We start from the raw sequence: 23,489 nt of genomic DNA, 5'->3' as shown, positions 1-23,489 counted from the left end.
AACAGGGACATACAATGAAAAAGCTCAAACTGGTGATGGTCGGGAATGGCATGGCGGGTGTACGCACGCTCGAAGAATTGCTGAAGATCGCCCCCGATCTGTATGACGTCACGGTCTTCGGTGCCGAACCTTACGCCAATTACAACCGGATTTTATTGTCGCCGGTACTGGCCGGTGAGCAGACCATCAAAGACATTATGCTCAATGATGTGGATTGGTATGAAGAAAACCATATCACGCTGCATCTGGGGAAAAAAATCGTTCGTATCGATCGTGTGAAACGGCTGGTGATTGCGGACGATGGCACGCAGACCGAATACGACAGACTCTTGCTGGCAACCGGCTCCACGCCGTTTATGTTGCCAGTGCCGGGCAAGGATTTGCAAGGCGTGATTGCGTATCGCGATATCCATGACACGAATGCGATGATCGCCGCTGCCGAACAGCATACGCATGCAGTCGTCATCGGTGGCGGATTGCTTGGGCTGGAAGCGGCGAATGGCCTGAAAATGCGCGGCATGCAGGTGTCGGTTGTGCATTTGCCGGGCTGGCTGATGGAAAGGCAGCTCGACCCGGTAGCAGGCAAGATGCTGCAAAAGTCACTCGAAGATCGTGGCCTGAATTTTTTACTCGAAAAAAATACCGAAGCCATACTCGGTGATGAACAAGGCCAGGTCAAGGCGATACGTTTTACCGACGGGCTGGAAATTCCGGCGCAACTGATCGTGATGGCGGTGGGGATACGTCCGAATACGGCGCTGGCCGAATCCGCAGGCTTGTACTGCAATCGCGGCATCATCGTCAACGACACCATGCAAACCTATGACCCGCGTATCTATGCCGTCGGCGAATGCGTGAATCATCGTGGCACGGTGTATGGTCTGGTTGCCCCTTTGTTTGAAATGGCCAAGGTGTGCGCGAATCATCTGGCGAATTTCGGCATCGGTCGTTATCAGGGATCGGTGACATCCACCAAACTCAAAGTCACCGGCATTGATCTTTTTTCTGCCGGTGAATTCATGGGTGGCAACGATACCGAAGAAATCATTTTGTCCGACCCGATAGGCGGCGTTTACAAAAAGCTGGTGCTCAAAGATGACAAACTGATCGGCGCTTGTTTGTATGGCGATACGGTGGATGGCAGCTGGTATTTCAAACTGCTGCGCGAAGGAAAAAATATCGCAGAGATTCGCGATACGCTGATGTTTGGCGAATCGAATACCGGCGATGTCGGCCATGAAGGACATACCAAAGCGGCGGCGATGCCGGATAACGCTGAGGTCTGCGGCTGCAATGGCGTGTGTAAAGGCACTATCGTCAAGGCGATCAAAGAAAAAGGTTTATTCACGCTGGAAGATGTGCGCAAACACACGAAAGCCTCGGCTTCCTGCGGTTCGTGTACCGGGCTGGTTGAGCAGATCATTATGTTCACGGTGGGCGGTGATTATTCATCAACGCCGAAAGCCAAGGCGATGTGCAGTTGCACCGATCATTCGCACGCTGTGGTTCGGCAAACGATTAAAGAGCAGCATTTACTGACGGTGGCAGCGGTACAGCAATTCATGAACTGGCGCACGCCGAATGGTTGTGCAAGCTGTCGCCCGGCGCTGAATTACTACCTGATTTCCACCTGGCCGCGCGAAGCGATTGATGATCCGCAATCACGATTCATCAATGAGCGCTCGCATGCAAATATTCAGAAAGACGGCACTTACTCTGTGATTCCGCGCATGTGGGGCGGCGAAACCAATGCGTCCGAATTACGCCGGATCGCGGATGTGGTTGATAAATATCAGATACCGACAGTGAAAGTCACCGGCGGTCAGCGTATCGATTTACTCGGTGTGAAAAAACAGGATTTGCCTGCGGTGTGGAGCGATCTTGGCATGCCGTGTGGCCTGGCGTATGCCAAAGGTTTGCGTACCGTGAAAACCTGCGTCGGCAGCGAATGGTGTCGCTTCGGCACGCAGAATTCCACTCTCATGGGACAACAACTGGAACGCGAACTGGCACGCATGTATGCGCCGCATAAGGTCAAGCTGGCGGTATCCGGCTGCCCGCGTAACTGCGCAGAGGCGGGGATTAAAGACGTTGGCGTGATCGGCGTCGATTCCGGTTGGGAAGTGTATGTCGGCGGCAATGGCGGTATCAAAACCGAGGTTGCGCAATTCTTTGTGAAGCTGAAAACGCATGAAGAAGTGATGGAATACACCGGTGCGTTTTTGCAGCTGTATCGTGAGGAAGGCTGGTATCTGGAACGCACCGTGCATTATCTGGCGCGGGTCGGTCTCGACTATGTGAAGAAGATCATTCTGGAAGATGAAGAGCGTCGTCAGGAACTTTACCAGCGCTTGCTGTTTTCGCTGGAAGGCGAGAGCGATCCGTGGCATGCACCTGAAAAAGCGCAAGTCGATACGCGCCAGTTCACCGCATTGACGGTGTGATTTTTTCGTCGTTGCCAGCAAAAAAAATTAAAGGAAACAGCATGTCAGAACAATGGAAAATGGTGTGCCGGGTTGAGGATATTCCTGTGCTTGGTGCGCGTGTGGTTGAGCGTCAGATCAAACCGGATGTGGCGATTTTCAGAAACAGTGAAAACAAGATTTTTGCTTTGCTGGATCGCTGCCCGCATAAAGGCGGCCCTTTGTCGCAAGGGATAGTTTTCGGGGAGCGGGTTGCCTGCCCTTTGCATAACTGGAATATCGAATTGCCGACCGGCTGTGCGGTATCGCCGGATGAAGGGTGCACCCAGCGCTTTCGTCTGAAAGTTGAAAATGAGCAGGTATTTCTGGACGCCGAAGAGTTGCGCACGGCAGCGTCAGAATAAAGAAATACAGATACTCCCCCCTATTTTTTAATATTTATGCTTAATGTCCTTATAAATAAAGGGCGTTAAAAAATACTCCGGGGGAGTATATTTACATAGTGCAGGCAGCAAGGGGCAAGCATGACGGAAATAAAATCGACCTGTTGCTATTGTGGCGTCGGCTGCGGCGTGCTGATTGCGACCGATGGCGCGCAGATCACCGGTGTTCGCGGCGACCCCGAACATCCGGCGAATGCAGGAAAATTATGCAGCAAGGGCAGCACGTTGCACTTGTCGGCACAGCCTGTGATTCAGCAGCAAGTGCGGGCGCTGTATCCTGAAATCCGCACAAAAAAAAATCTTCCGCGCGTGCGCAGCGATTGGGACAGCACGCTGAATCTGATAGCAGAAAAATTCGCCGCGACGATACGCGAGCATGGGCCGGACAGCGTCGGCTTTTATATCTCGGGACAACTGCTGACGGAAGATTATTACGTCTTCAATAAACTCGCCAAAGGCTTGATCGGTACGAATAATATCGACAGCAATTCACGCCTGTGCATGTCGAGTGCCGTTGCAGGGTATAAGCAGACGCTGGGTGCCGACGCGCCACCGTGCAGTTACGAAGATATCGATCACGCCGAAGTGATTTTTATCGCCGGTTCTAACACGGCTTTTGCGCATCCGGTCTTGTACCGTCGCATCGAAGAAGCACGCAAAAATAATCCGCAGCTTAAAGTTATCGTTGCTGATCCGCGCCGCACCGATACCGCGCGTGACGCCGATCTGCATCTGGCGATTTTGCCGGGCACCGATGTGGCGCTGTTCAACGGCATGTTGCATCTGTGTCTGTGGGAAGAGCTGACCGACGCCGCGTTTATCGCAGCGCAAACCGAAGGCTTTGCCGAGCTGCGGCAAACCGTGCGCGATTACACCCCGACGAGGGTCGCGCAAACCTGCGGCATCAAGGAAGCCGATTTGCTGCAGGCCGCACGCTGGTTTGGCGGCTCGGCAGCATCCTTGTCTTTGTATTGTCAGGGCCTGAATCAGTCCTCATCCGGTACTGCAAAAAATGCCGCGCTGATCAATCTGCATCTGGCAACGCGTCAGATAGGCAAACCCGGTGCCGGGCCGTTTTCGCTGACCGGACAACCGAATGCGATGGGTGGGCGTGAAGTCGGCGGTATGGCGAATCTGATGTCAGCGCATCGCGATCTGAGCAATGCCGCTGACCGTGCCGAGGTCGCGCAATACTGGGGTGTGGACGACGTACCGGCAACGCCGGGAAAAACGGCCGTTGAATTATTTGAAGCCGTGCGTGCAGGGCAGATCCGCCTGCTCTGGATCGTCTGTACCAATCCCGCGCAATCCATGCCCGAGCAAAATCTGATTCGTGAAGCGCTGCAAAAAGCCGACATGGTGATCGTGCAGGAAGCCTATACAACGACGGCGACGGTGCCTTACGCCGATGTGTTGTTACCGGCGACCAGCTGGAGCGAAAAATCCGGCACGGTGACGAATTCTGAACGACGTATTTCGCGTGTGAATGCGGCACTCGCGGCACCGGCAGAAACGAAACACGACTGGCAAATTGCGACTTTGTTTGCGCAGAAACTGGCGCTGTTGCTGGATAAAAGCAAGCCGGATTTTGCTTATGAAACGCCGCAACAAATCTGGAATGAACACCGCGACAGCACGCGTGGCCGCGACCTCGATATCACGGGCTTATCGTATGCCTTGTTAGAAGAACAGGGGCCGCAGCAGTGGCCATATCCGCAAGGTGCCAGCGCCGGTAAAGCAAGACTGTATGAAGATTATATTTTCGCGACGCCGAATGGCCGCGCACGTTTTGTGAATACAGCGTATCAGGCGACTGCCGATAAAGTGGACCCACGCCATCCGTTTGCGCTGACGACAGGGCGGCTGCGTGATCAGTGGCATGGCATGAGCCGCACTGGCACTGTGCCGCAACTGTTTGCCCATGCCGCTGAACCCGTGATCCATATGCATCCGCAGGATATGCAGCGGCGCTTCTTGAAAAACGGTGATCTGGTGCATGTCAGCAATCGTCGCGGCACACAGATTTTTGCCGTCAGCGAGAGCGATGATCTGCGCGCCGGGCAAACCTTTATCGGCATGCATTGGGGTGAGGAATTTATCTCCGGTCGCGGGCATGGACAACATGTAGCGTATGGCGTGAATTCCCTGATGTCGCCAGCGACAGATCCTGTGTCGCGCCAGCCGGAACTCAAACATGCGGCAGTGAAAATTATCAAAGCCGAATTGCCGTGGCGCTTTGTGGCGTTTGGCTGGATGGAGCAGGCGCAGGTCTTTGCCTTACAACAGGCCTTGCGCCCGTATCTGCGGCAATTTGCGTATGCGAGTTGCGTGCCTTTCGGGCGTGAAAAAAGCGGCTTGCTGTTGCGTGCGGCCGATGATGTCGCGCCTACTGCTGAACTGGTACAGGAAATCGAAAAATTATTCGGCATCGCTGGCGCTACCGTTCTGCGTTACGACGATCAGCGGCGCGGCACTGGGCGGCATATTGTGATTCGTGACGGACAGTTGCAGGCAGTCGCATTGACTGGCGATGTCTCTGCCGAGAGCTGGCTGAAACCTTATCTGATGGAGCAGGAGCCGGTGGCAAAACTGGGGCGTTTGCTGCTGATGCCAGGCGCGAATACACCACAAGGTTTTCAGGCAAAAGGCAAAGTGATCTGCACTTGTCTGAATGTCGCTGAAAGCCAGATTGAAGATGCTCTGAATGGCGAGTTAACACAGTCCGCCACGACGTCTGCCGATGTCTTGGCTGGCCTGCAAAGCCGCCTGCGCTGCGGCACCAGTTGCGGCTCATGCGTACCGGAAATTCGCCGCATGATTGCATTGAAAAAAGCGGAAGCGCTTAGCGTATAAAAAACACCGCGTGACAATGGAGTGCGTCATGCGGTGTTTTAAAACTAATGAACAGATGAATGGCGTGCTGTTGTTAGCGGAAACGACGTGTCGTTTCGCGTACGATGAGTTCCACCGGTGGCAGTTCGACATCGACTGGTTTTCCGCCGATCAGGCCGAGCAGGGCGGTGGTGGCGATCAGACCCATATCGTACAAAGGCTGGCGTATCGTTGTCAGCGGCGGCGTGGTGTAGAGCGAGCCGGGTAAATCATCGAAACCGATTAAGGAAATGTCTTCCGGTACGCGTATGCCTTTGCGGTACAGACTCAGGCGCACACCGTAAGCGATCAGATCGTTACCGGCGAAAATTGCACTGAATTGTTGTTGCGTATCAAACAGGCGATTGACGGCCATCAGACCGCTGGCTTCATGGAAATCGCCTTCGACCACGAGGCCGGGTTCAAATGGAATATCTGCACTTTCCAGCGCTTGTTTGTAACCGGTAAGACGTTCATTCGCATCGGTATTATTCGAGGGGCCGGTCACAAAGGCGATGCGACGATGACCCAGCTCAATCAGATGGCGTACTGCCTGATAGGCGCCGTTCTGGTTATCGAGTTTAAAACCAATAGCGGTCGGGCTTTTCAGGGAACGTCCGGTCGCAACGATGGGGCGTTGGGTCGCAAATTGCAGCACGGCTTTGTCTTCGATACGGCCGGATAACAGGATCAGGCCATCGACTTTACGTGCCAGAAGCAATTTGATGCGTGCCGCTTCTTCACTCGCGTTCCAGTGCCCGCTGACGATCACAGAGGCATAGCCTGTGCTGTTCAGACCATCATCAACCCCGCGCAGAATTTCAGAGAAAAACGGGCTGGAAATATCCTGCACCACAATGCCGACGGTCATGGAGCGGCCGCTTTTCAGGCTTTGTGCGAGAGGGTTGGGTTCAAAGCCCATTTTCTTGATCGCATCTTCGACCGCTTTACGTTTTACGGCAGAAACCGTTGCGGTGCCATTTAAAATGCGTGATACCGTGCTCGGCGAGACGCCAGCTTCGCGTGCAACATCGAGCAGGGTAACGGGATTGCTGCTAGTTTCATTCTCAGGCACTACTGATTTCTCCATCCTAAAAAAACGACAACTGAAACGATAAGCTGAAACAACAAGTGAAACGACCAGCTTAATGATGATCGCAAGCCGGTTAACACGGTACCGGCTGGTCTGACTTCATGCCAGAAACAGCCTTGATCAGCCACATTATCATCTGAAATGCGCCGCAGATAGTGAAGTTTTCTGCGGGTACTGTCAATGTGGTTTCAGGCGACTTTGCTATGCGGCGTTGCCATCGTATTCTTGTTGCACAAATGTTCAACCAGCATGCGATGGTCTGGCAGGTTGCCCAATGCCCGTTCCGCCATTTGGGCGATAGTATGAAATTCCCTGCGTGCTTCTTCAAAGCGCGGATGTGACACGGGGTTGGCGTACATCTGCGTCTGAAATTCCATGCCGTACAACACATATTGCCAGCTCGAAGGCGGATACATTTCAAGATCGGTGATGAAGTCCATTCTGCCGGGTGGGCGGCATTTCCACATCGCCAGTTTTTCCTGCAGGCTTTCCGGTATCGATGCTGCGGCAGCGTTGTCGCGCCAGAAAGCGTGATCCTGACGTTGGGTCAGACAATAATGCATCTTGATAAAATCGATGATGCGTTCGTAACGCGCTTTCATATGTGCGTTAAACGTCTTTGCGACTGGCGCGAGATCGCCGTTAAACGGAAACAGATAGCCGATCAGATAAGCGGCGGTTTCTATCAGTCCGACACCGGACGATTCCAGTGGCTCCAGAAAGCCACCGGACAAACCAACCGCAACGCAATTTTTTATCCATTGTGTTTCGCGATAACCGACATTCAGTTTTAACAGGCGCGGCTCCAGATTGTCGGATGCCGCCCCTAAATAATTACGCAGGATGTGTTCCGCCCGCTCTTCGCTGGTGTGGCGGCTGGAAAAAACATAACCGGTGCCACGTCTTTGTTGCAGGCCGATATCCCAGGTCCAGCCCGCTTCATGCGCAGTGGAAATGGTGTAAGACGGAATAGGTGTGGTTTCCGTTGCATACGGAATCTGCATCGCCAGCGCGCGGTCAACAAACAGCACGTCGCTGAGTGAGCGAAACGGGGAGCCCAGCGCTTCACCGATCAGGCTGGCGCTGAAACCGGTGCAGTCAATATACAGATCCGCGCTCAGGCGCTGGGCATCGGTGGTGACGATGGCGGCGATCGCGCCATCAGCGTCGAGCTCGGTATTCTTGACGGTTGCCAGCACATGTCTGACGCCAAGTGAACGAGCGTGTTCACCGAGCAAACGGGCAAAACTGCCAGCGTCAAAATGATAGGCGTAATTCATCGGGCCGAGGAAATCTTCATCGCTGAAACGCTTCGGTGCGCGGAAGGCATCGGCAACCCGTTTTTGCATACTGACCGCCTGTGCAAATGGAATGTCGCTGCCAGCAGCGCCTTGCAACCAGTAGCTTAATAATTCGGGCCCGCCGGGGCGCTGACTCGGACTATTAAATGGATGAAAATAATGATCGTGTCCGGGAGTCCCGTGCGGGCGTACCCAGTCTACGAATTTGACGCCTTGCTTGAACGTCGCATTGCATTCGCGCACAAAACGCGCTTCATCGATACCGATGGCGGCAAGCGTGCCGCGTATCGAGGGGAAACTGCCTTCGCCGACACCAATGATGCCGATTTCCCTGGATTCGATCAGTGTGATCTGTATGCCGTTCTGTGCCTGACTACCCAGCGTGCGTGCGAGAAATGCTGCAGTGAGCCAGCCTGCCGTGCCACCGCCGACGATGAGGACATTTTTGATTGGTTTCATCCTTGTCTCCTGTAAATTTATTCACGCACTGCTGCGCATTATTGTTGTAATAACGTCATACTGAATTGATTTTACGGTATTTTTGAAAACGTTACCATTTTTGATTTGACACGGATTTAAAACGATAGGTATTATGAAAACGATTTCAAATTAATTCAGCTTAACTAGAAATCACGGCCGGATAAATTACATCGATCGACGAGTTCATCGCGACAAACATTAATATCAGGAGACATATGAAAAACCGCATCCATCAAGCCCCGATGCCCGTGGGCAGTCCTATCCAACTGGCGATCCTTACCCTGATAGCGAGCATAGGCTCGGCACAGGCGCAAGAACAAACGCCAAGCGCTGCAGAGAAAAAGGCAGCCAGCGACAGTACGGCAATTTCTGAAGTGATCGTGACAGGCACCAAGCGCGCCACATCCTTGCAGCGCACGCCAGTGGCAATTACCGCCATCGGTGCTGCTGCGCTGGATGATGCGCACGTACAGACGATTCAGGACGTGGTCAACCTGGTGCCTGGCTTTCAGGCAACCTCGCAGGGTGACCATGGTGTGATTACGATGACTTTGCGTGGCGTCGGTAACGACAGCGCAAAGACAGAGTATGCAGATCCTGAAGTCGCATCCTTCGTCAACGGCGTGTATTCACCACGTCCGGAAGGCGCGACTTCTTTGTTGTTTGATCTGGAAGGTATTGAAGTGTTGCGCGGCCCACAAGGTACTTTGTGGGGACGGAATGCGACTGTTGGTGCGGTCAATATGCAAACAGCAAAACCGGTTATCGGGCAGTCTTCCGGGACTTTTGAAGGCGGTCTGGGTAGCTACAAACGCACAGGTGTGCGTGGCGCGTTCAATGTGCCGGTCAGCGACACCATGGCATTGCGCTTTGCTTTCGTGAATGAAAAGCATGATGGCTATGTCGATTATCAAGGTGTGCCAAATATTCCGCTGGCAAGCCAGCAGGCCGCGTTTCTGGCGGGCGGCGGCAAATTAGCCGATTTCAAACCTATTGATCCTAATCTGTTTGTACAAGATGGCGCCAAATATGGTGCACAGGATCAGAGTGCAGCGCGGATCAGCGTATTGTGGAAACCGACGCCAGCGCTGAAAATCGATGCGTCTTATGAGAAGTTTATGGATCGCGGCACACCATCCATGAATCTGTTGCAAACGCCACGCGCAGGTTACTCATTGTGGTCGGCATTGATCGACACTGCACCGGCGCTGAAACGTGATACCGACGCGGTGCGCGGCCGTATCGAATATGCGCTGAATGATTCTATGAATGTGGTCTATGTCGGTGGCTATTCGAAATTCAGTGGCTCGTCGAAATTCGATCAGGATGGCGGCGCGAAAGTTCCGACCAGCTTCACCACCAACGGCGTGTATCAGGCGAATAACACGGTGTCGTCCAACTACACCAATTACAGCCATGAACTGAATCTGCAATCGGTCGGCAAACGCGATATCGATTGGCAGCTTGGCTTGTACTATGGTTCAGAAACGAACGATATGCGCTTCGACATTCCTATCATGAATGGTACGCAACAAGGGACGGTCAGCTGGCAAGGTTCTTTCATCCAACCAAAAGAAACCGTGGAATCTTCTGCGGCATTTGGTCAGGCAACATGGAATGTTTCCGATGCGCTGCATCTGACAGGCGGATTGCGTTACACCTCTGATAAGCGTGCAAACATTGGCGGCCGTGGTTATGGCTGGACTGGCAATGCTGCGCTGACACAGGCAGCGATCACACCAAATGTTGATCCACGTGATCCTAACAGCAACTTCGCTGTCAGCTCTCTGAACGACGGTAATTACAGCAGCAACAAAGTCACTGGTTTGTTACGTGCAGCTTACGATGTCAATCAGGATCACATGATTTATGGCAGCGTTTCGACTGGCTATAAATCTGGTGGCCTGCAAGACGGCGGCAAACCTTACGGCCCTGAGACACTGACCAGCTATGAATTCGGTAGTAAGAGTTCGTTCCTGGGTGGCAGCGTAAAATGGAATAACGCGCTCTACTATCAGGACTTCAAAGACTTCCAGTTCAGCGCACCGATCACGAATCCGGATGGTTCGCATGGCCTGGCAACCAGCAATGCAGAAGGGGCGAAGATTTACGGTTTCGAATCTGAATTGGCTGCCAAGCTGACGAAAGAAGATAAGCTGCAGATTTCGCTGGCAATCACCAAGGCAAAACTGGGTAATCTGATCGGTGGTTCTAACGACTACTCTTTGCCAGTGTGTAAAGTACCAGGCATCAGCAACTGTCTGGACATCAGCAACAATACCATGCCGCATGCACCAACGTTTTCAGCGCAGGTCATGTATCAGCACACATTTAATCTGAGCCATGGCACTCTGACACCACGCATCAGCCTGCATTATGAAACCAGCAGTTGGCTCAGCGTGTTTAATCTGGGTGAGGGCGACAAGCAAAATGCTTACACTCGCACCGATCTGGGATTGCGCTACGCCGCTTCTGGCAAAACTGCGTGGTATGTCGATGCGTTTGTTCGCAATGCTGGTGACGGCAACGTCAAGACCAGTGCATTGAATGGCTTTGGCCCATGGATGGCGCAGTATCTGCCACCACGTACTTATGGCATCAATGTCGGGCTTGATTTCTGATTGATTTCTGATCAGTGAAAATCTGGGAAAACCTCGCAAGTACTGGCGAGGTTTTCTTTTTTTATTTATGTAAAAATAGCGCTCTTTTACGTATTGAACGGCATTTTTTCTGACGGGAACTGGTTGCCGCCCGCAATACCCCATCGCTGGGATCACAAATGAAACCCGGCCAGGCTTCAAAGTAAGCTCGCCATAGCAAAGATAATTTCGCAGATGACTTCGCAGATAACATCACCAACCCCATCATCTTTCCCAGCTTCATCCTTAGCAGAAAAATCAACCCGCATCGCATTTTTTATCGCAGGCTTCGGCACTTCTGCCTGGGCACCGATGGTGCCTTTTGTGAAAGAGCGTCTGGCGATTCATGAAGGATATCTGGGCCTGTTATTGCTGTGTCTGGGCGCGGGTTCTATTCTGACGATGCCAGTCGCGGGTGCACTGACATCACGCATAGGCTGTCGCAAAGTGCTGCTATTCGCGACACTGGTGATGTGTGCTGCCTTGCCTTTGCTGACGCAGATGTCATCCGCCATCGGCTTGGGATTGATCTTGTTTATTTTTGGCGCCGGTGTCGGTGCCCTCGATTGTGCGGTGAATATTCAGGCGACGATACTGGAACGTGGTAGCAGTCGCCCACTGATGTCCGGCTTTCACGGTTTATTCAGTCTTGGCGGCCTGATTGGTGCGGGCAGTGTCAGTGCTTTGTTGAGTCTGGGCTGGTCTTTGTTCAACGTGACCGTGGCCGTTGTGGCAGTGATGGCGGTGTTGTTGAGCATCAGCGTCAGGCATTGCTTGCCGTATGGCGGAAGGAAAAGCGGTGCTGCCTTCGGATTGCCGAAAGGCGTCGTGTTTTATATCGGTGTTGTCTGCTTTATTTTATTTCTAACTGAAGGTGCAGTGCTGGACTGGAGCGCCGTATTTCTGACCGATGTCCGCGAGATGTCGCCAGCGCATGCCGGACTTGGGTACGCCGCGTTCGCGGCGACGATGACGGTAGGGCGCCTGACCGGTGATCGTCTGGTTCAATTTCTGGGAGCCAGGTTTACGGTGGTGGCTGGCGCTTTGCTCGCCGCAGCAGGCCTGATCTGCGCCACAGTGTTGCCATCGTGGGAGTTTGCTTTGCTGGGTTATGCCTTGCTGGGAATAGGTTGTGCGAATATCGTTCCGGTGATGTTTTCTCTTGCAGGCAAACAGAGCGTCATGCCTGAGAGCGTTGCTGTACCGGCCGTTTCAAGTATGGGCTATGCTGGCATATTAATGGGGCCAGCCTTCATCGGTTTTGTCGCACAAGGGATCAGCTTGTCGATTGCCTTGCTGGCATTGTCTGTCTTGCTCATCGGCGTTGCTGCTGGCATTCGCATGTTGCGTATGTTGCCGTAACGGTTTTTATAACGGCAGAGAAAAAAGGCAGTGCATCTGAATTCATTGCAGCGCAGATGTTCAGCGTAAAAAAAAAGCATCAGATACCAATTTTCCGGGGCGGTATCTGATGCTAAAAGTCAGCATCGTTGCAGTGAGTAATTTGCTGCGACTGGAGTGCTCGCTCAGGCAAACTTACTCAGTTTTCCGCAATTGTTGACTCACAAAATTCCGATACCAGTGGGCGCTGGCTTTGAGGGTGCGTTGCTGTGTCGCGTAATCGACATAGACCAGCCCGAAGCGTTTCGCGTAACCGGAATTCCACTCGAAATTATCCAGCAGACTCCAATAAAAATAGCCTTTGACGTTGACGCCTTGTTCTATTGCTGCATGGATTGCATCCAGATGCGCATGAACATAGGCAATGCGAGGCTGATCATCGATCTCGCCATCGATGAGTTTGTCCGCGACTGCCATACCATTTTCAGTGATATAGATCGGTGGCAAATTCGTATAATCATTCTTATGGCGCAGCAGTATGTCCGTCAGCCCCAATGGGTAAATCTCCCAGCCCATATCCGTGACACCCATCGCCGCTTGTGGCTTTTTTGGTGGAGAATCGGTGCTGATAAATTCCCGTGTGTAGTAATTCACTCCCAGAAAATCGATAGGCTGGTGAATGATATTCATATCCTCTGCTTCGGTATGAAATTGCGACATGTCCATGCGATCCAGCGCTTTTTGCGGATAGCGACCTTTAAATATCGGATCCATAAACCATTGCACTGAGCGAGCGTATTCCCATTCCGCCTCTGCCACATCACGTGCAGAATCGGTCGCTGGCATCGCGGGCCATTGATTCAGCACGATGCCTAGTTTTGCAGAGCTAGCCACGCGACGCATGGCTTTTATCGCCAAACCATGTGACAGTAATAAGTGGTGGGACACCTGTATAGAGAGCGCTTTATCCGCAACGCCCGGCGCAAATTGCGCATTGCCAAAACCCAGATTTGCGGTACACCACGGTTCATTATGCGTGGCAATCGAAGCGACTCTGTTACCAAAACGACGGGCGATTTCTGCTGCATAGTCGGCAAAATGAGCGGTCGTATCGCGATTCAGCCAGCCACCCTGATCTTGCAACGCTTGTGGTAAATCCCAGTGATACAAAGTCAGATGGGGCGTGATGTTTTTTTCGGCCAGCTTATCTAATAAATTGGAATAGAACTCAAAGCCCTTTTCATTCCATGCGCCATAACCCAAGGGCTGCACACGAGACCATGATACCGAGAATCGATAGGCTTTCACCCCGAGTGAGGCGATGATGTCCACATCTTCGGGGTAGCGATGGTAGTGATCACAGGCGATGTCGCCATTGCTGCCGTCAATAATTTTTCCGGGAGTATGCGAAAACGTATCCCAGATCGATGGGCCTCGACCATCTTCTGCTGCTGCGCCTTCAATCTGGTAAGCACTGGTCGCCACGCCCCATTCAAAGTCATGGGGAAAGTGATTCATTGGATGGGCGTTTGTCATATAAGTGTGTAGATAAATCGGTTATTTGAAAACGTTTTCTTTTGCTTGTCTGCATGGGTGAAACGTAGAACCTACATGCGTTTTTCATCGTAAAACCGGAAAAATGTATCGATATGCGGTGTATTTACCGTCGGGTGATTGTAATTGAAAACGATTTCAAGTCAAATAAATTTTTCGCAAAACGATATTGATCGCGGTGCGCGCTCTGGCGACAGGTCTCTGAACGAAGAAAGTAAGGTATTTGAGTTGAAACAGGGATCTGTACGACCCATTGTTGAAAAGATGTTCAATTTAGCATCTGCTCAGAAGCGGGCTTCAAACATGCGGATATGCAAGATTTGCGGTCAGAATATCGATGAAATGACCGTGGTGCAGGACATTAGAACGGTTTTTCGTCTGTACAAGGAGAACCGTGATTATTTCGTGCTGTTGTCTGCCCTTAAAAAACTTGAATGATGCCGCGTGCTAAAAATGATTTTAAAAATAAAAAATTATGTTATTCTGTTTATGAAAAGGTTTTCATGAAATTGAATTTCCCTTTTAAAATATAAAAAACTGCAGCAATTTCTCGTTCCAAACGGCTGTCCGACAGAGCTACCGCACGGTATCAGATGAAATTGGTGACAAGTGAATAAAATGAGAAAGCAGACATGCTAGAGACAAAGTCAAAAAAATCCCCTTTACTGTGGGTGCCAACGACCTATTTCACGATGGCACTGACCTACATGACGCTGACCAGCGTTACGGCCATCATGTTCAAAAACATGGGCATGGACAACGGCAGAGCGGCTGAATATGCGAGTTACCTGATTCTCGCTTACACCATCAAGCCGCTGTTCGCCTCATTCGTCGAGATGTACCGCACCAAAAAGGCTTTTGTGATACTGACTGAAATCGCGATATTTTTTGGCTTTCTGGCGGTTGCACTGGCGATGGCATTACCGAACTATATGGTGTTGCTGATGGGCTTATTCTGGGTCATCTCGTTTCTTGGCGCGACCCAGGATATTGCCGCTGACGGCGTATACGTCACTTCTCTCGATAGCAAAGCCCAGTCTTTATATTGCGGCGTGCAGAGCCTCAGTTGGAATCTTGGTCCTATTATTGCATCCGGCGGCCTGGTGTATCTCAGTGGCAAATTGCATGCAGAATATTTTCACCATGATCCTGCGGTTTTTGGTGCCGATTGGGTGGATGCCTGGCGTGTGATTTTCTTCATCGTTGCTGCGATCACGGTGTTGATGGCGCTTTGGCACTGGCGGGTGATGCCGGATGGCGCACGGGCTGAAAATACTCCCACCAATTTTTCTTCCGCAATGAATATCCTGAAGGATTCTTTCGTCAGTTTCTTTCAGAAAAAAGATGTCTGGCTGATGATTGCCTTCGCTTTTTTATTTCGCCTCAGTATAGGTTTTCTGGAAAAAATCGGGCCTTTTTTCATGGTTGATCCTGTCGCCAAAGGCGGGCTAGGGCTCAGTAACGAGCTGCTTGGCATCATCTACGGAACGTATGGCTTACTCGCTGTATTGCTTGGATCGTTGTTAGGTGGCTGGTTTGTAGCGCGTCGCGGTTTGCAGCCTACCTTGTTCCTGTTGTGTTGTGCCGTGAATATTCCGAACGTGACTTTCCTGCTCATGAGTATTTATCAACCAGAGAGCTTACTGGTCGTTACTGCAGGTGTCGCGATAGAGAAATTCTTTTTTGGCTTTGGCTCTGTCGGCTTCATGATTTATCTGATGCAGCAATTAGCCCCAGGAAAATACACCACAACGCACTACGCATTCGGCACTGGCCTGATGGGACTTTGCATGATGTTTACCGGTGTGATCAGCGGTCATTTACAGCAAATGCTTGGATACAAGAGTTACTTTGTTTTTGTAATGCTGGCGACGATTCCTTCGTTTATTGTCTGCTGGCTGGCACCTTTTCATCAAAAGGAGAGCGGTGCAACCGATTGAATAAAGCGTCGTATGCAGGTTGTTCGTCGCTGTTAATGAAGTTTCAGAGATTATAAAAAATGAAAAACGTCTCGTCCCAACCGGGTCGTTTTAACGCTTCAATATCCCCTCTTTAAGCCGCCTCTGAGCGGCTATTTTTTTTGACCGATGCCTGCCAGGCGACGATCACTTTACTCTTTAAAGATCACTGATTTAAATTGTTTTAGCTTCGGGTGCACCATGGGCACAGTCAGCATCGTACTGCCTATCGCCATCAGTAACAGCGCGGTAAATGTTTCATTGGTGATGATGTGTTTATCCAGCAGGATGTTGGCGAAGATAATCATGATCAGTGCTTTGGTTTGCAGCAGCCACCCAATAATGGAAGCTTCTCCTTTTTCCCACCGGAGTATTTTTCCCGCAAGGTGAATACCGGCTAATTTACCGCCAACCGATGCCAGCAATAACAAGGCTGCCGCAATGAAGACCGCTGTTCCGCCAAGATCCCAATTGGTGCGTAGACCCGTACTCAGGAAAAATACTGGCATGATGGTCAGTAACACATGCTCACGCAGCAGATCCATCTTACTTTGATCAAACCAGTGTGCATCCATGACCGCACCGGAAAGAAATGCGCCGACCATGAAATGCAAACCTGCCCAATCCGCGGCAAAACTACAAGCGGCGAGCCAGATCAGGCTGACATACCAGCGATCACGTTCAGATAGCTTCACCATCAATTTGCGGAAGCCGATCGTGGCCAAGGCAAACAGCAATAGAAATCCCAGTTGGCGGCCGACGCGCGTCCAGTCCATGAGAATAATCGCAAGGACAGCCCAGATAGCAATATCGTCCAGACTTGCGTAACGCAAGATGCGCTGACCGATCGCTTGCCGCAAAATCGTTAACTTTTCCATGAGCAGAATCAGTATCGGCAGCGCTGTCACAGCGCAAGCCATTCCTATACCCAGAACAAATTGCCATGAATGTGCATTTGCGCCTTGCCAACCGTCAAACTTGAGTAAGCAGATGGCTGCAATGCTGCCAAATAAGAGTGGCATACCGAGTGCCAGACTGCCGGCAACGAAGCTTTCCCGTCTGTGTTCCCAGACTTTCTTCAGATCGAGTTCGATACCGGCGATCATGACAAAAATCATCACAGCCCACCACGCAATGCCGTTCAGCGACTGAATGATTTGTGCGTTAAAAACGAATTGATAATAGTCGGGAAAAATCCGGCCAAGAACACCCGGCCCCATCAGTATGCCGGCGATGATTTGTATGACGACCAGCGGCGCATAATAATCTGTTTTACCAAGACGCCAGATTAAATATGGAAGGCTGAAAATGAGCAATATCGCGATTAAAAAAATCTCTGTCATGCTCATAGGTATATTCATTTTTATCCTGAAATTGAACGGTGTCGGAGATTTGACGTAGCGTATTTTAATCGTGAAAAAATATTAATAAATTGTACTGGAAAAAAAACAAAAAAGCCGCAGTCTCATACAGAGAAGTGCGACTTTCTATATTCCTTTGGCCTACTAAAACAATTTGCTGCAGGACTTGGCCGAGTCACCATTCTAGTTGGAAAATGCGCTAAAACGCTTAACGTGCGCGGCTGGAACTCATATTTTCACTGTCTCTAGCGGGACCGTTACCATCAATCAAAAAATAAAAAACCACCCGATGAAGCTGGGTGGTTTTACATATTCTGGTGGAGTCGGCGGGAATCGAACCCGCGATATAGTCAATGTTTATGCAGTTCTTGAGGCTATGGTTGGCGTAATGTTGTCATTCCCGAATAAACTCTCCGCTTTACTTCCTGCGCCAGTGTCTGCATCTGGCATCCATTTTCCATAGACGCGGGCGATCATTGTCCAGTCTGCGTGTCCCATTTGTTTTGCTACCCACATCGGATGCTCACCGGCACTCAGCATCATTGATGCGTAAGTATGGCGGGTTTGATAGGGGTTCCTGTAGCGCACCTTCGCTTTTTTCAATAGCGGCTCAAACATGCGTTTGCGGATTGGCTGATCGCCCGTCCATCGCTCGCCAGTGGCTGGATTCTGAAATACTTCTTGGCCAGCGAGATACGTATGCTGTTTCTGCGCAATGATGGCTTCAAGTGCAGGCGCGAGCAGCTTCACTTCTCTCAGCCCGCTGATTGTCTTTGTCGTCTCGGCTTCATCTGATTTTTGCGTCAGCGCCTTATCTACGATAATCACGCTGCGAACAAAATCAACATCCTCCCAATTCAGTGCAACATATTCAGAAGTGCGCAGGCCAGTCCAGAGCGCGAACTGGAGCAGGTTCTTTGCTTGTCCCGTTGCCGCATCTAAAATCAGTTTTTGCTCTTCTTTTGAGAATGGGTCGATCTTGGGTTTTTTCTTCGGCGCGTCTTGTTTGCTGTAAGTCCACCCGGCCATTGGGTTTGCCTCGATCAGTTCGTCCTCGGCAGCATCATCCAGCGCTTTACGTAGTGGGCTCTGAATGTTGGCCAGCGTCTTGTTGGTGCATGTCTGCTGCGACAGTATTTCGCGGATGTGTGACCGTTTTATCTCCGCCAGTCGAAGTTGCCCGAACCACGGGATCAGTTTGTTATCAACAATCTTTCTGTAGCCATCGTATGCACTGGCTTTGAGTTCTGGCTTGCGCCTGTCAAGCCATTGCTCAAGGTAGTCACCGAGTAATTGAACTTCGCCTTTGTATTCAGCGAATTTAGTGGCATTGGTAGAGGTGGGGAAGGTTGCTGCGTAGTCGAATGAGTTTGTTGCGATAGCATGCAGAATGGCAGCGCGATGCTGCTCTGCGCGTTTTAAATTAGCGGGGGTGGGCTTGAGCGGGAGCCTTTCGCGGCAACGGACGCCGCGATAGGTGAAGGTGATTTCGATGCTGCTTTGCGATGCACTTTTAACACCGCGCCCGTCTCTACCCATTTTTCATATCCTTGTACATCAATTAAATTACGCCCATCTGGTGCTTTCAACCAGACCTCGTTTTCTGGCCAGATGCCGTCGCGGATTTTCGTGCGAATAGCATCCTCGGTATAACCCGAATATTCAGAAAATTTAGAGATGGTCAAATAGCGTAACATTTTTTTATCAGAATCAGAAATTCGGGTAGGACGGTGTTTTGTTTTTCTTGTGATTTCTAGTCACTCGGCATCGGTACTAATCTTGCGAAATAGCATGGTCAGTAGCGTGCTGATATACGCGATGACAGCGGCGCATGAAATGATTGTTTCGATGATCATGGCTCATCGCTTTCCAATGCTGCTTCAATCTTTGACAGAATATGAAGATCATCTTCTGTCACCCAAATACTTTCGATTAAACGCTGGTGGACTTGCAGCTTCGCTGCTGCACTCATGAGTAAATTGCGAAGTTCAGCATTCTGTTTTTTATATGCTTCTACGTCCGGAGGCAGTGCATAAACTGCAAAAGAAGTTCCATTGTCCCCGTCCAACCAGCAGACTGGTTGCTGCTTCACATTAGACAGCGGTAGAGTACGAATATGATCGCGCAGCTCAAAAATTCCCATGCAGCGCACATCATCAAAATCTATCGTGCTGATGCCATTCATTTTTGCCAAGTGATCAAGTGCAAAAGCTAGACCCGGAAACTCAGCAAGCCATCGTCGATATTCCTGCAGATCAGTTTTCAGGTGGTGTAACTGGCGCAATTCTTGTCCTGCAATCATCCACTTCACTTTCTCTTTAAGGCAGCTCATACCACGCCTCCCTTCAGCTGTTCTCTGGCTTTCTTTACGTCGTCTAAAGCTAGTGGAACATCATTTCGTATCATCGTGAAAAGTTCACGTAAGTCTTTTTCGAAAGGCTTCATGTAAGCCGTTCCTAGCTTTACGTAAAATGCCCTTAGAAATGCATCTGGGCCATATCCAGCCAATGCATCTAACGCCCGTAAGTGACCTTCAGTTAGTTCGACAGTTGCGGTGATTCGGACTTCTGCTTTGATTGAGATTTTATTCATGCCGCACCGCCTTCGATCGCCGTGCGTAGACTGACCATTGCTTCGGAATAGGGGGCTGAAATTGTTCCCCCTTCCATCGTGAGACCAGCAGCTTTTAGTAATTTCTTTGCTGACTCCATCGCATCAAGTGCTTTTTTCCCGGCATCCAGAAGCCGCGCATTTTCTGTTTGAAGACCATTGTTTTGGGCTATTAATGACCTTATTGGCCGCTGGTCAATCGTGGGAGAAATTTCATTCATAAGCCGCATAATTTGCTGCCTAGCCTGTGCGCGCAGCGGTTCGTCTAGCGGGAAGCTCACCAGATTCCATGTCTCACCAAGTACATTCCATAAGCGATCATTGAACGACACGCCTTTCGCTAAAGGAATGTCAGGCATCAACAATGCACGGGTATTCCAGCGTTTTGAAACAGATTCAAAATCAGAGTCAATTAATCCAGCGCCGCAGGTGCATTCGATGACACATGACCCCGGATGGTCTGGCATTTTGAACCCATTGATCTGGAAAGAATGACTATGGGCTTCTATGTGATTAATCGTCGGTTGTTCGCCACAAAATGGGCATGGTTTCAATGTATGTTCGCTCATGCTATCGCCTCTAATTGACGGTGTTTTGATGTTTTCTCGATGTAGCGCTGATTTTTTGCGATGATCTTTGGGTTTGATTGGTAGTAGGCTTTGCACCAGGAGTGCGGCTTGCCGTTACTCATGTAAAAGAACTCACTATCGGCTGGCCAGAATTCGCCGCATCGTGCGCATTTGATTTCATCGCCGATTTCGCTTTGTTGGCGTTCGCGTTTGGTCATATATCCCCCGCGAGTCTCATTGCTGCCGCGTGAATTTTCTTGTTAAACCAGCGGCGAATCACGTAGCTGCGCACAGTCGATACGGCGGCGAAAATCAGCCCGATATAGATGTTCTGCGAGAACGTGAATTGCGCGCCGAAAGCGGGATACACGACCAGCTGGACGGCAAGGGATAGGAAGTAGCTAATCAGTACATTAGCCATCGATTCGATGAAACTGCTTAAACGTGATTGGCTCATGCTGCACCAGCGCTTTCTTTTTGAGTGGGGAATGGCCAGGGTTGGGATTCGGGAACTGGTGCTGGATTGACTTTCTTTTTCAGCGTCAGCAGCGGGCGCTTGAACGGCGTCGCATCGACCGGGGTTTCAAATTCGGTGCGCAGTTTGTCTGGATCGATATCGATTGCTTTTGCGAGCTTATTCAGCAGTTTCCAGGGCAAATAATCTTCTTGCACGTCATCAATATTCCACTCATTCACCTCGATGTGGTTACCGATAGTGATGTCTAAAATAAATTGCAGTGACGACTCTGCAAATCTATCGAGATACGCAATCGCGTCATCCTCATCGGCAATTGATGTTTCGTAGTATTCCTGCAGCTCAGCATCAGGCATTCGATAATCACCTAAGATTGCACTACCTAATATCGGGATGATATTAATCAGCGGGGAGTCTGCTGACAGTGCCATTTCTGTGCGGACGCGATGATAAAGGTGGTAGCGAAACTTATTTTCTTTATCTGCACGTTCTTTCAATATTTTGTCTTGCTCTTGTTTTCGCAGGTAGGCGTCGCTGGTTTTGGCAGACAGCGTTGCGCCGCCGATGACGACATCTGCTGCTGATGTTGTCGCCTGTTTTTCTGGTGCGTAAACATCGGCATAGTTGGCCGCTGTCTTATCAAATGCCTGCATCAGGTTGTCGCAATATCCGGCTTTTTCCAGCTCTTCCTGAACGTGATCTTTGCTGTAAAACGGAGTGAAATTATTTGAGTCTGACAAGGCGTAGGCGACTGGCTCACCGAGCTGCTCTTGTGAGAGAACAATACCGATCGCCTGTTTCGATTTAGACGTGCTGTGATGACGCGGGAATGCAGTAATCCAAGTCGCATGGGTAATGTATTCGCCGCTGCCGTTGCGTGCAGCTTGCAGTGCTTCTACAAATTCCTCTCCACGGAAAACCGGTATATTTTTACGCTCATACTGGCGCACTTGGTTTTCGACTGACGCGCCGATTTTGTTGGTGAAGCAGTCCGGGTCTGTGCATAGATCGGGGTTGATGTCGGGGAATACCTCTGGCTGGTTGCCGGTGCGTTTCGGGCATTTGCCGCAGGCTGGTGCGTCAGTCAGTGTCGCACTTTTGATGTCGAATATCGCGTCTGTCAGATCGAGCATGTAACGATTACGGATATGCGTTTGTGCTTCGCGCACGGTCAGTGGTTCGTTTTTAAACGATGGCTTGATGATTTCCATGTACGCTTTTACTTGCAGATCCGGCACAGGGATTCTGGCCAGCAGCAGCGCAGTAGATGCGTCGATCTTCCCGTCTAAAAATGGATCATGCAATGACGCAGCCAGAGAGCAGAGTTTCAGGCGTGAATAGATGTAGCTGCGGGATTTTTTCAGCTCTGTGACGAGCTGGTCGGCGCTGTAGCCGTGGCTGAGCATTAGCGCTTGGTAACCCAGTGCTTCTTCCAATTCGTGCGGGTCTTCGCGGTGCAGGTTCTCGAAAATCTGAATCTTCGCGGCCTGCAGATCTGTCAGTACCCGGATCATGGCTGGTATCGTTGTTCTGCCTGCCATTTGCGAACCACGGAAACGACGTTCACCGGCGACGACTTCATAGATCTGCGGCTCTTCTGCGGTCGGCGTGACTGGACGAATCAAAATAGGCTGTGCCACGCCGATTTCTTTGATGCTGGCCGCCAGCTCGGTCATCTTCAACGCATTGAAGTGCTTGCGGTTCGTTTTTGAAATGCGGATCTGATCGAGCGGGATAACTGCGAACGTACCCTGATCGATCACCAGTTCATCGACAACGATGACGGGATCGGCCACGGCGACTGCGGATTTTTTCTTAGCGACCATGATTAATCCTCGTAGGATTGATTACAAAAAAGCGGCGATCATTGTTTTTGGGGTTAAGTGCATTCATGTCGCCAGAGAGAAAAATGAAATTTGGTGCGGGCCTCAATTCGCACAAAGGCATGACGTGCTCATTGTTCGGTACGTTTTCTTCTATCGGTGTACGCACCACAGCGAACAGTTGACCGTTTCCAATGTCTAGTTTTAGGGAAGTAATGCGGCCTATGGATATGCTTTTTGGCGCGTGTGACGGGAGTAGAACGAGATCGTTAATCGTGAGGTCGTAGGTCATTGCGCCACCTCTTTTGATATGCCCGCGAGCGCCTTCAAGTCGGCAATACTGATGCCGCTTTCTTCGTGGGCTGAAATAAGAATGGATGCGCCGACGGGCAGTGCGCCGTGACGTAGTTTGCTGATCACGGGCGGCGCAACTTCTAAACGGCGGGCGAGTGCGGCATCGTTTTTGAGCTGCATTGTGGCGATCAGGCTGTCAAGCATTGCGTTTGCAGGGGCTTGATGCAGCGGTGTTTTCTGATTTGTTTGCATGT

General features: G+C 50.8%; 20 protein-coding genes. 7 read left to right on the top strand and 13 right to left on the bottom strand.

Annotated features, from left to right (window positions below):
* Positions 1-14 precede the first annotated feature (14 nt).
* From nirB to H8K29_RS06340, 3 genes are all read left to right on the top strand, one after another.
* Entirely contained in the window at positions 15-2,444 is a 2,430-nt protein-coding gene (gene nirB, locus H8K29_RS06350; protein ID WP_186896891.1) for a nitrite reductase large subunit NirB, read from the top strand.
* Positions 2,445-2,485: 41 nt separating this feature from the next.
* Positions 2,486-2,827, top strand: a complete 342-nt coding sequence (gene nirD / locus H8K29_RS06345; protein ID WP_186896890.1) for a nitrite reductase small subunit NirD — start codon at positions 2,486-2,488, stop codon at positions 2,825-2,827.
* Positions 2,828-2,947: 120 nt separating this feature from the next.
* Positions 2,948-5,719 (top strand): nitrate reductase, encoded by a 2,772-nt coding sequence (locus tag H8K29_RS06340; RefSeq protein WP_186896889.1) that lies wholly within the window; start codon positions 2,948-2,950, stop codon positions 5,717-5,719.
* 73 nt (positions 5,720-5,792) lie between these two features.
* Here the strand turns inward: H8K29_RS06340 and H8K29_RS06335 are convergent, their stop codons facing one another.
* Both H8K29_RS06335 and H8K29_RS06330 read right to left on the bottom strand, forming a co-directional pair.
* Positions 5,793-6,812 (bottom strand): substrate-binding domain-containing protein, encoded by a 1,020-nt coding sequence (locus H8K29_RS06335; RefSeq protein ID WP_317889265.1) that lies wholly within the window; start codon positions 6,810-6,812, stop codon positions 5,793-5,795.
* A 206-nt stretch (positions 6,813-7,018) separates the two neighbouring features.
* Positions 7,019-8,590 (bottom strand): tryptophan halogenase family protein, encoded by a 1,572-nt coding sequence (locus H8K29_RS06330; RefSeq protein ID WP_186896888.1) that lies wholly within the window; start codon positions 8,588-8,590, stop codon positions 7,019-7,021.
* 236 nt (positions 8,591-8,826) lie between these two features.
* Between H8K29_RS06330 and H8K29_RS06325 the strand changes: the two genes are divergently transcribed.
* A complete protein-coding gene (locus H8K29_RS06325; RefSeq protein WP_255423273.1) occupies positions 8,827-11,232 on the top strand; it encodes a TonB-dependent receptor in 2,406 nt (801 codons plus the stop codon).
* Positions 11,233-11,445: 213 nt separating this feature from the next.
* On the top strand, positions 11,446-12,612 hold the full coding sequence (locus tag H8K29_RS06320; RefSeq protein WP_186896887.1) for an MFS transporter: 1,167 nt from the start codon (positions 11,446-11,448) through the stop codon (positions 12,610-12,612).
* 174 nt (positions 12,613-12,786) lie between these two features.
* On the opposite strand, the gene H8K29_RS06315 is transcribed toward H8K29_RS06320, so the two are convergent.
* Positions 12,787-14,127 carry a GH1 family beta-glucosidase gene (locus tag H8K29_RS06315; RefSeq protein ID WP_255423271.1) on the bottom strand — a complete coding sequence of 447 codons (1,341 nt, stop codon included), beginning with the start codon at positions 14,125-14,127 and terminating at the stop codon, positions 12,787-12,789.
* A 144-nt stretch (positions 14,128-14,271) separates the two neighbouring features.
* Here H8K29_RS06315 and H8K29_RS06310 point away from each other — a divergent pair, with 144 nt between their 5' ends.
* On the top strand, positions 14,272-14,583 hold the full coding sequence (locus tag H8K29_RS06310) for a hypothetical protein (protein WP_186896886.1): 312 nt from the start codon (positions 14,272-14,274) through the stop codon (positions 14,581-14,583).
* 194 nt (positions 14,584-14,777) lie between these two features.
* On the top strand, positions 14,778-16,085 hold the full coding sequence (locus H8K29_RS06305) for an MFS transporter (RefSeq protein ID WP_186896885.1): 1,308 nt from the start codon (positions 14,778-14,780) through the stop codon (positions 16,083-16,085).
* 170 nt (positions 16,086-16,255) lie between these two features.
* Here H8K29_RS06305 and H8K29_RS06300 read toward each other — a convergent pair whose 3' ends face one another.
* From H8K29_RS06300 to H8K29_RS06255, 10 genes are all read right to left on the bottom strand, one after another.
* The gene (locus H8K29_RS06300) at positions 16,256-17,464 is read right to left on the bottom strand and encodes a cation:proton antiporter (protein ID WP_186896884.1); all 1,209 of its coding nucleotides are present in this window, start codon (positions 17,462-17,464) and stop codon (positions 16,256-16,258) included.
* 357 nt (positions 17,465-17,821) lie between these two features.
* A complete protein-coding gene (locus tag H8K29_RS06295; protein WP_186896883.1) occupies positions 17,822-19,003 on the bottom strand; it encodes a site-specific integrase in 1,182 nt (393 codons plus the stop codon).
* Positions 19,004-19,316: 313 nt separating this feature from the next.
* Positions 19,317-19,796 carry a hypothetical protein gene (locus H8K29_RS06290; RefSeq protein WP_186896882.1) on the bottom strand — a complete coding sequence of 160 codons (480 nt, stop codon included), beginning with the start codon at positions 19,794-19,796 and terminating at the stop codon, positions 19,317-19,319.
* Positions 19,793-20,056: a hypothetical protein gene (locus H8K29_RS06285; protein WP_186896881.1), complete on the bottom strand. Its 264-nt coding sequence runs from the start codon at positions 20,054-20,056 to the stop codon at positions 19,793-19,795. The genes H8K29_RS06290 and H8K29_RS06285 overlap by 4 nt, the downstream gene beginning before the upstream one ends.
* Entirely contained in the window at positions 20,053-20,643 is a 591-nt protein-coding gene (locus H8K29_RS06280) for a Lar family restriction alleviation protein (RefSeq protein ID WP_186896880.1), read from the bottom strand. The genes H8K29_RS06285 and H8K29_RS06280 overlap by 4 nt, the downstream gene beginning before the upstream one ends.
* Positions 20,640-20,861, bottom strand: a complete 222-nt coding sequence (locus tag H8K29_RS06275) for a hypothetical protein (RefSeq protein WP_186896879.1) — start codon at positions 20,859-20,861, stop codon at positions 20,640-20,642. Before H8K29_RS06275 ends, H8K29_RS06280 begins: the two co-directional genes overlap by 4 nt.
* Entirely contained in the window at positions 20,858-21,100 is a 243-nt protein-coding gene (locus H8K29_RS06270) for a hypothetical protein (RefSeq protein WP_186896878.1), read from the bottom strand. Before H8K29_RS06270 ends, H8K29_RS06275 begins: the two co-directional genes overlap by 4 nt.
* A complete protein-coding gene (locus tag H8K29_RS06265; RefSeq protein WP_186896877.1) occupies positions 21,097-22,944 on the bottom strand; it encodes a ParB/RepB/Spo0J family partition protein in 1,848 nt (615 codons plus the stop codon). Before H8K29_RS06265 ends, H8K29_RS06270 begins: the two co-directional genes overlap by 4 nt.
* The gene (locus H8K29_RS06260; protein ID WP_186896876.1) at positions 22,934-23,233 is read right to left on the bottom strand and encodes a hypothetical protein; all 300 of its coding nucleotides are present in this window, start codon (positions 23,231-23,233) and stop codon (positions 22,934-22,936) included. Before H8K29_RS06260 ends, H8K29_RS06265 begins: the two co-directional genes overlap by 11 nt.
* Positions 23,230-23,487, bottom strand: coding sequence for a hypothetical protein (locus tag H8K29_RS06255; protein WP_186896875.1), 258 nt, complete (start codon positions 23,485-23,487; stop codon positions 23,230-23,232). Before H8K29_RS06255 ends, H8K29_RS06260 begins: the two co-directional genes overlap by 4 nt.
* Positions 23,488-23,489 lie beyond the last annotated feature (2 nt).

It is taken from the genome of Undibacterium sp. CY21W (assembly GCF_014284265.1).
Classification (GTDB): Bacteria; Pseudomonadota; Gammaproteobacteria; order Burkholderiales; family Burkholderiaceae_D; genus Undibacterium; species Undibacterium aquatile.
The sequence above is the reverse complement of the archived record's forward strand: the minus strand, read 5'-3'. Positions and strand labels throughout refer to the sequence as shown.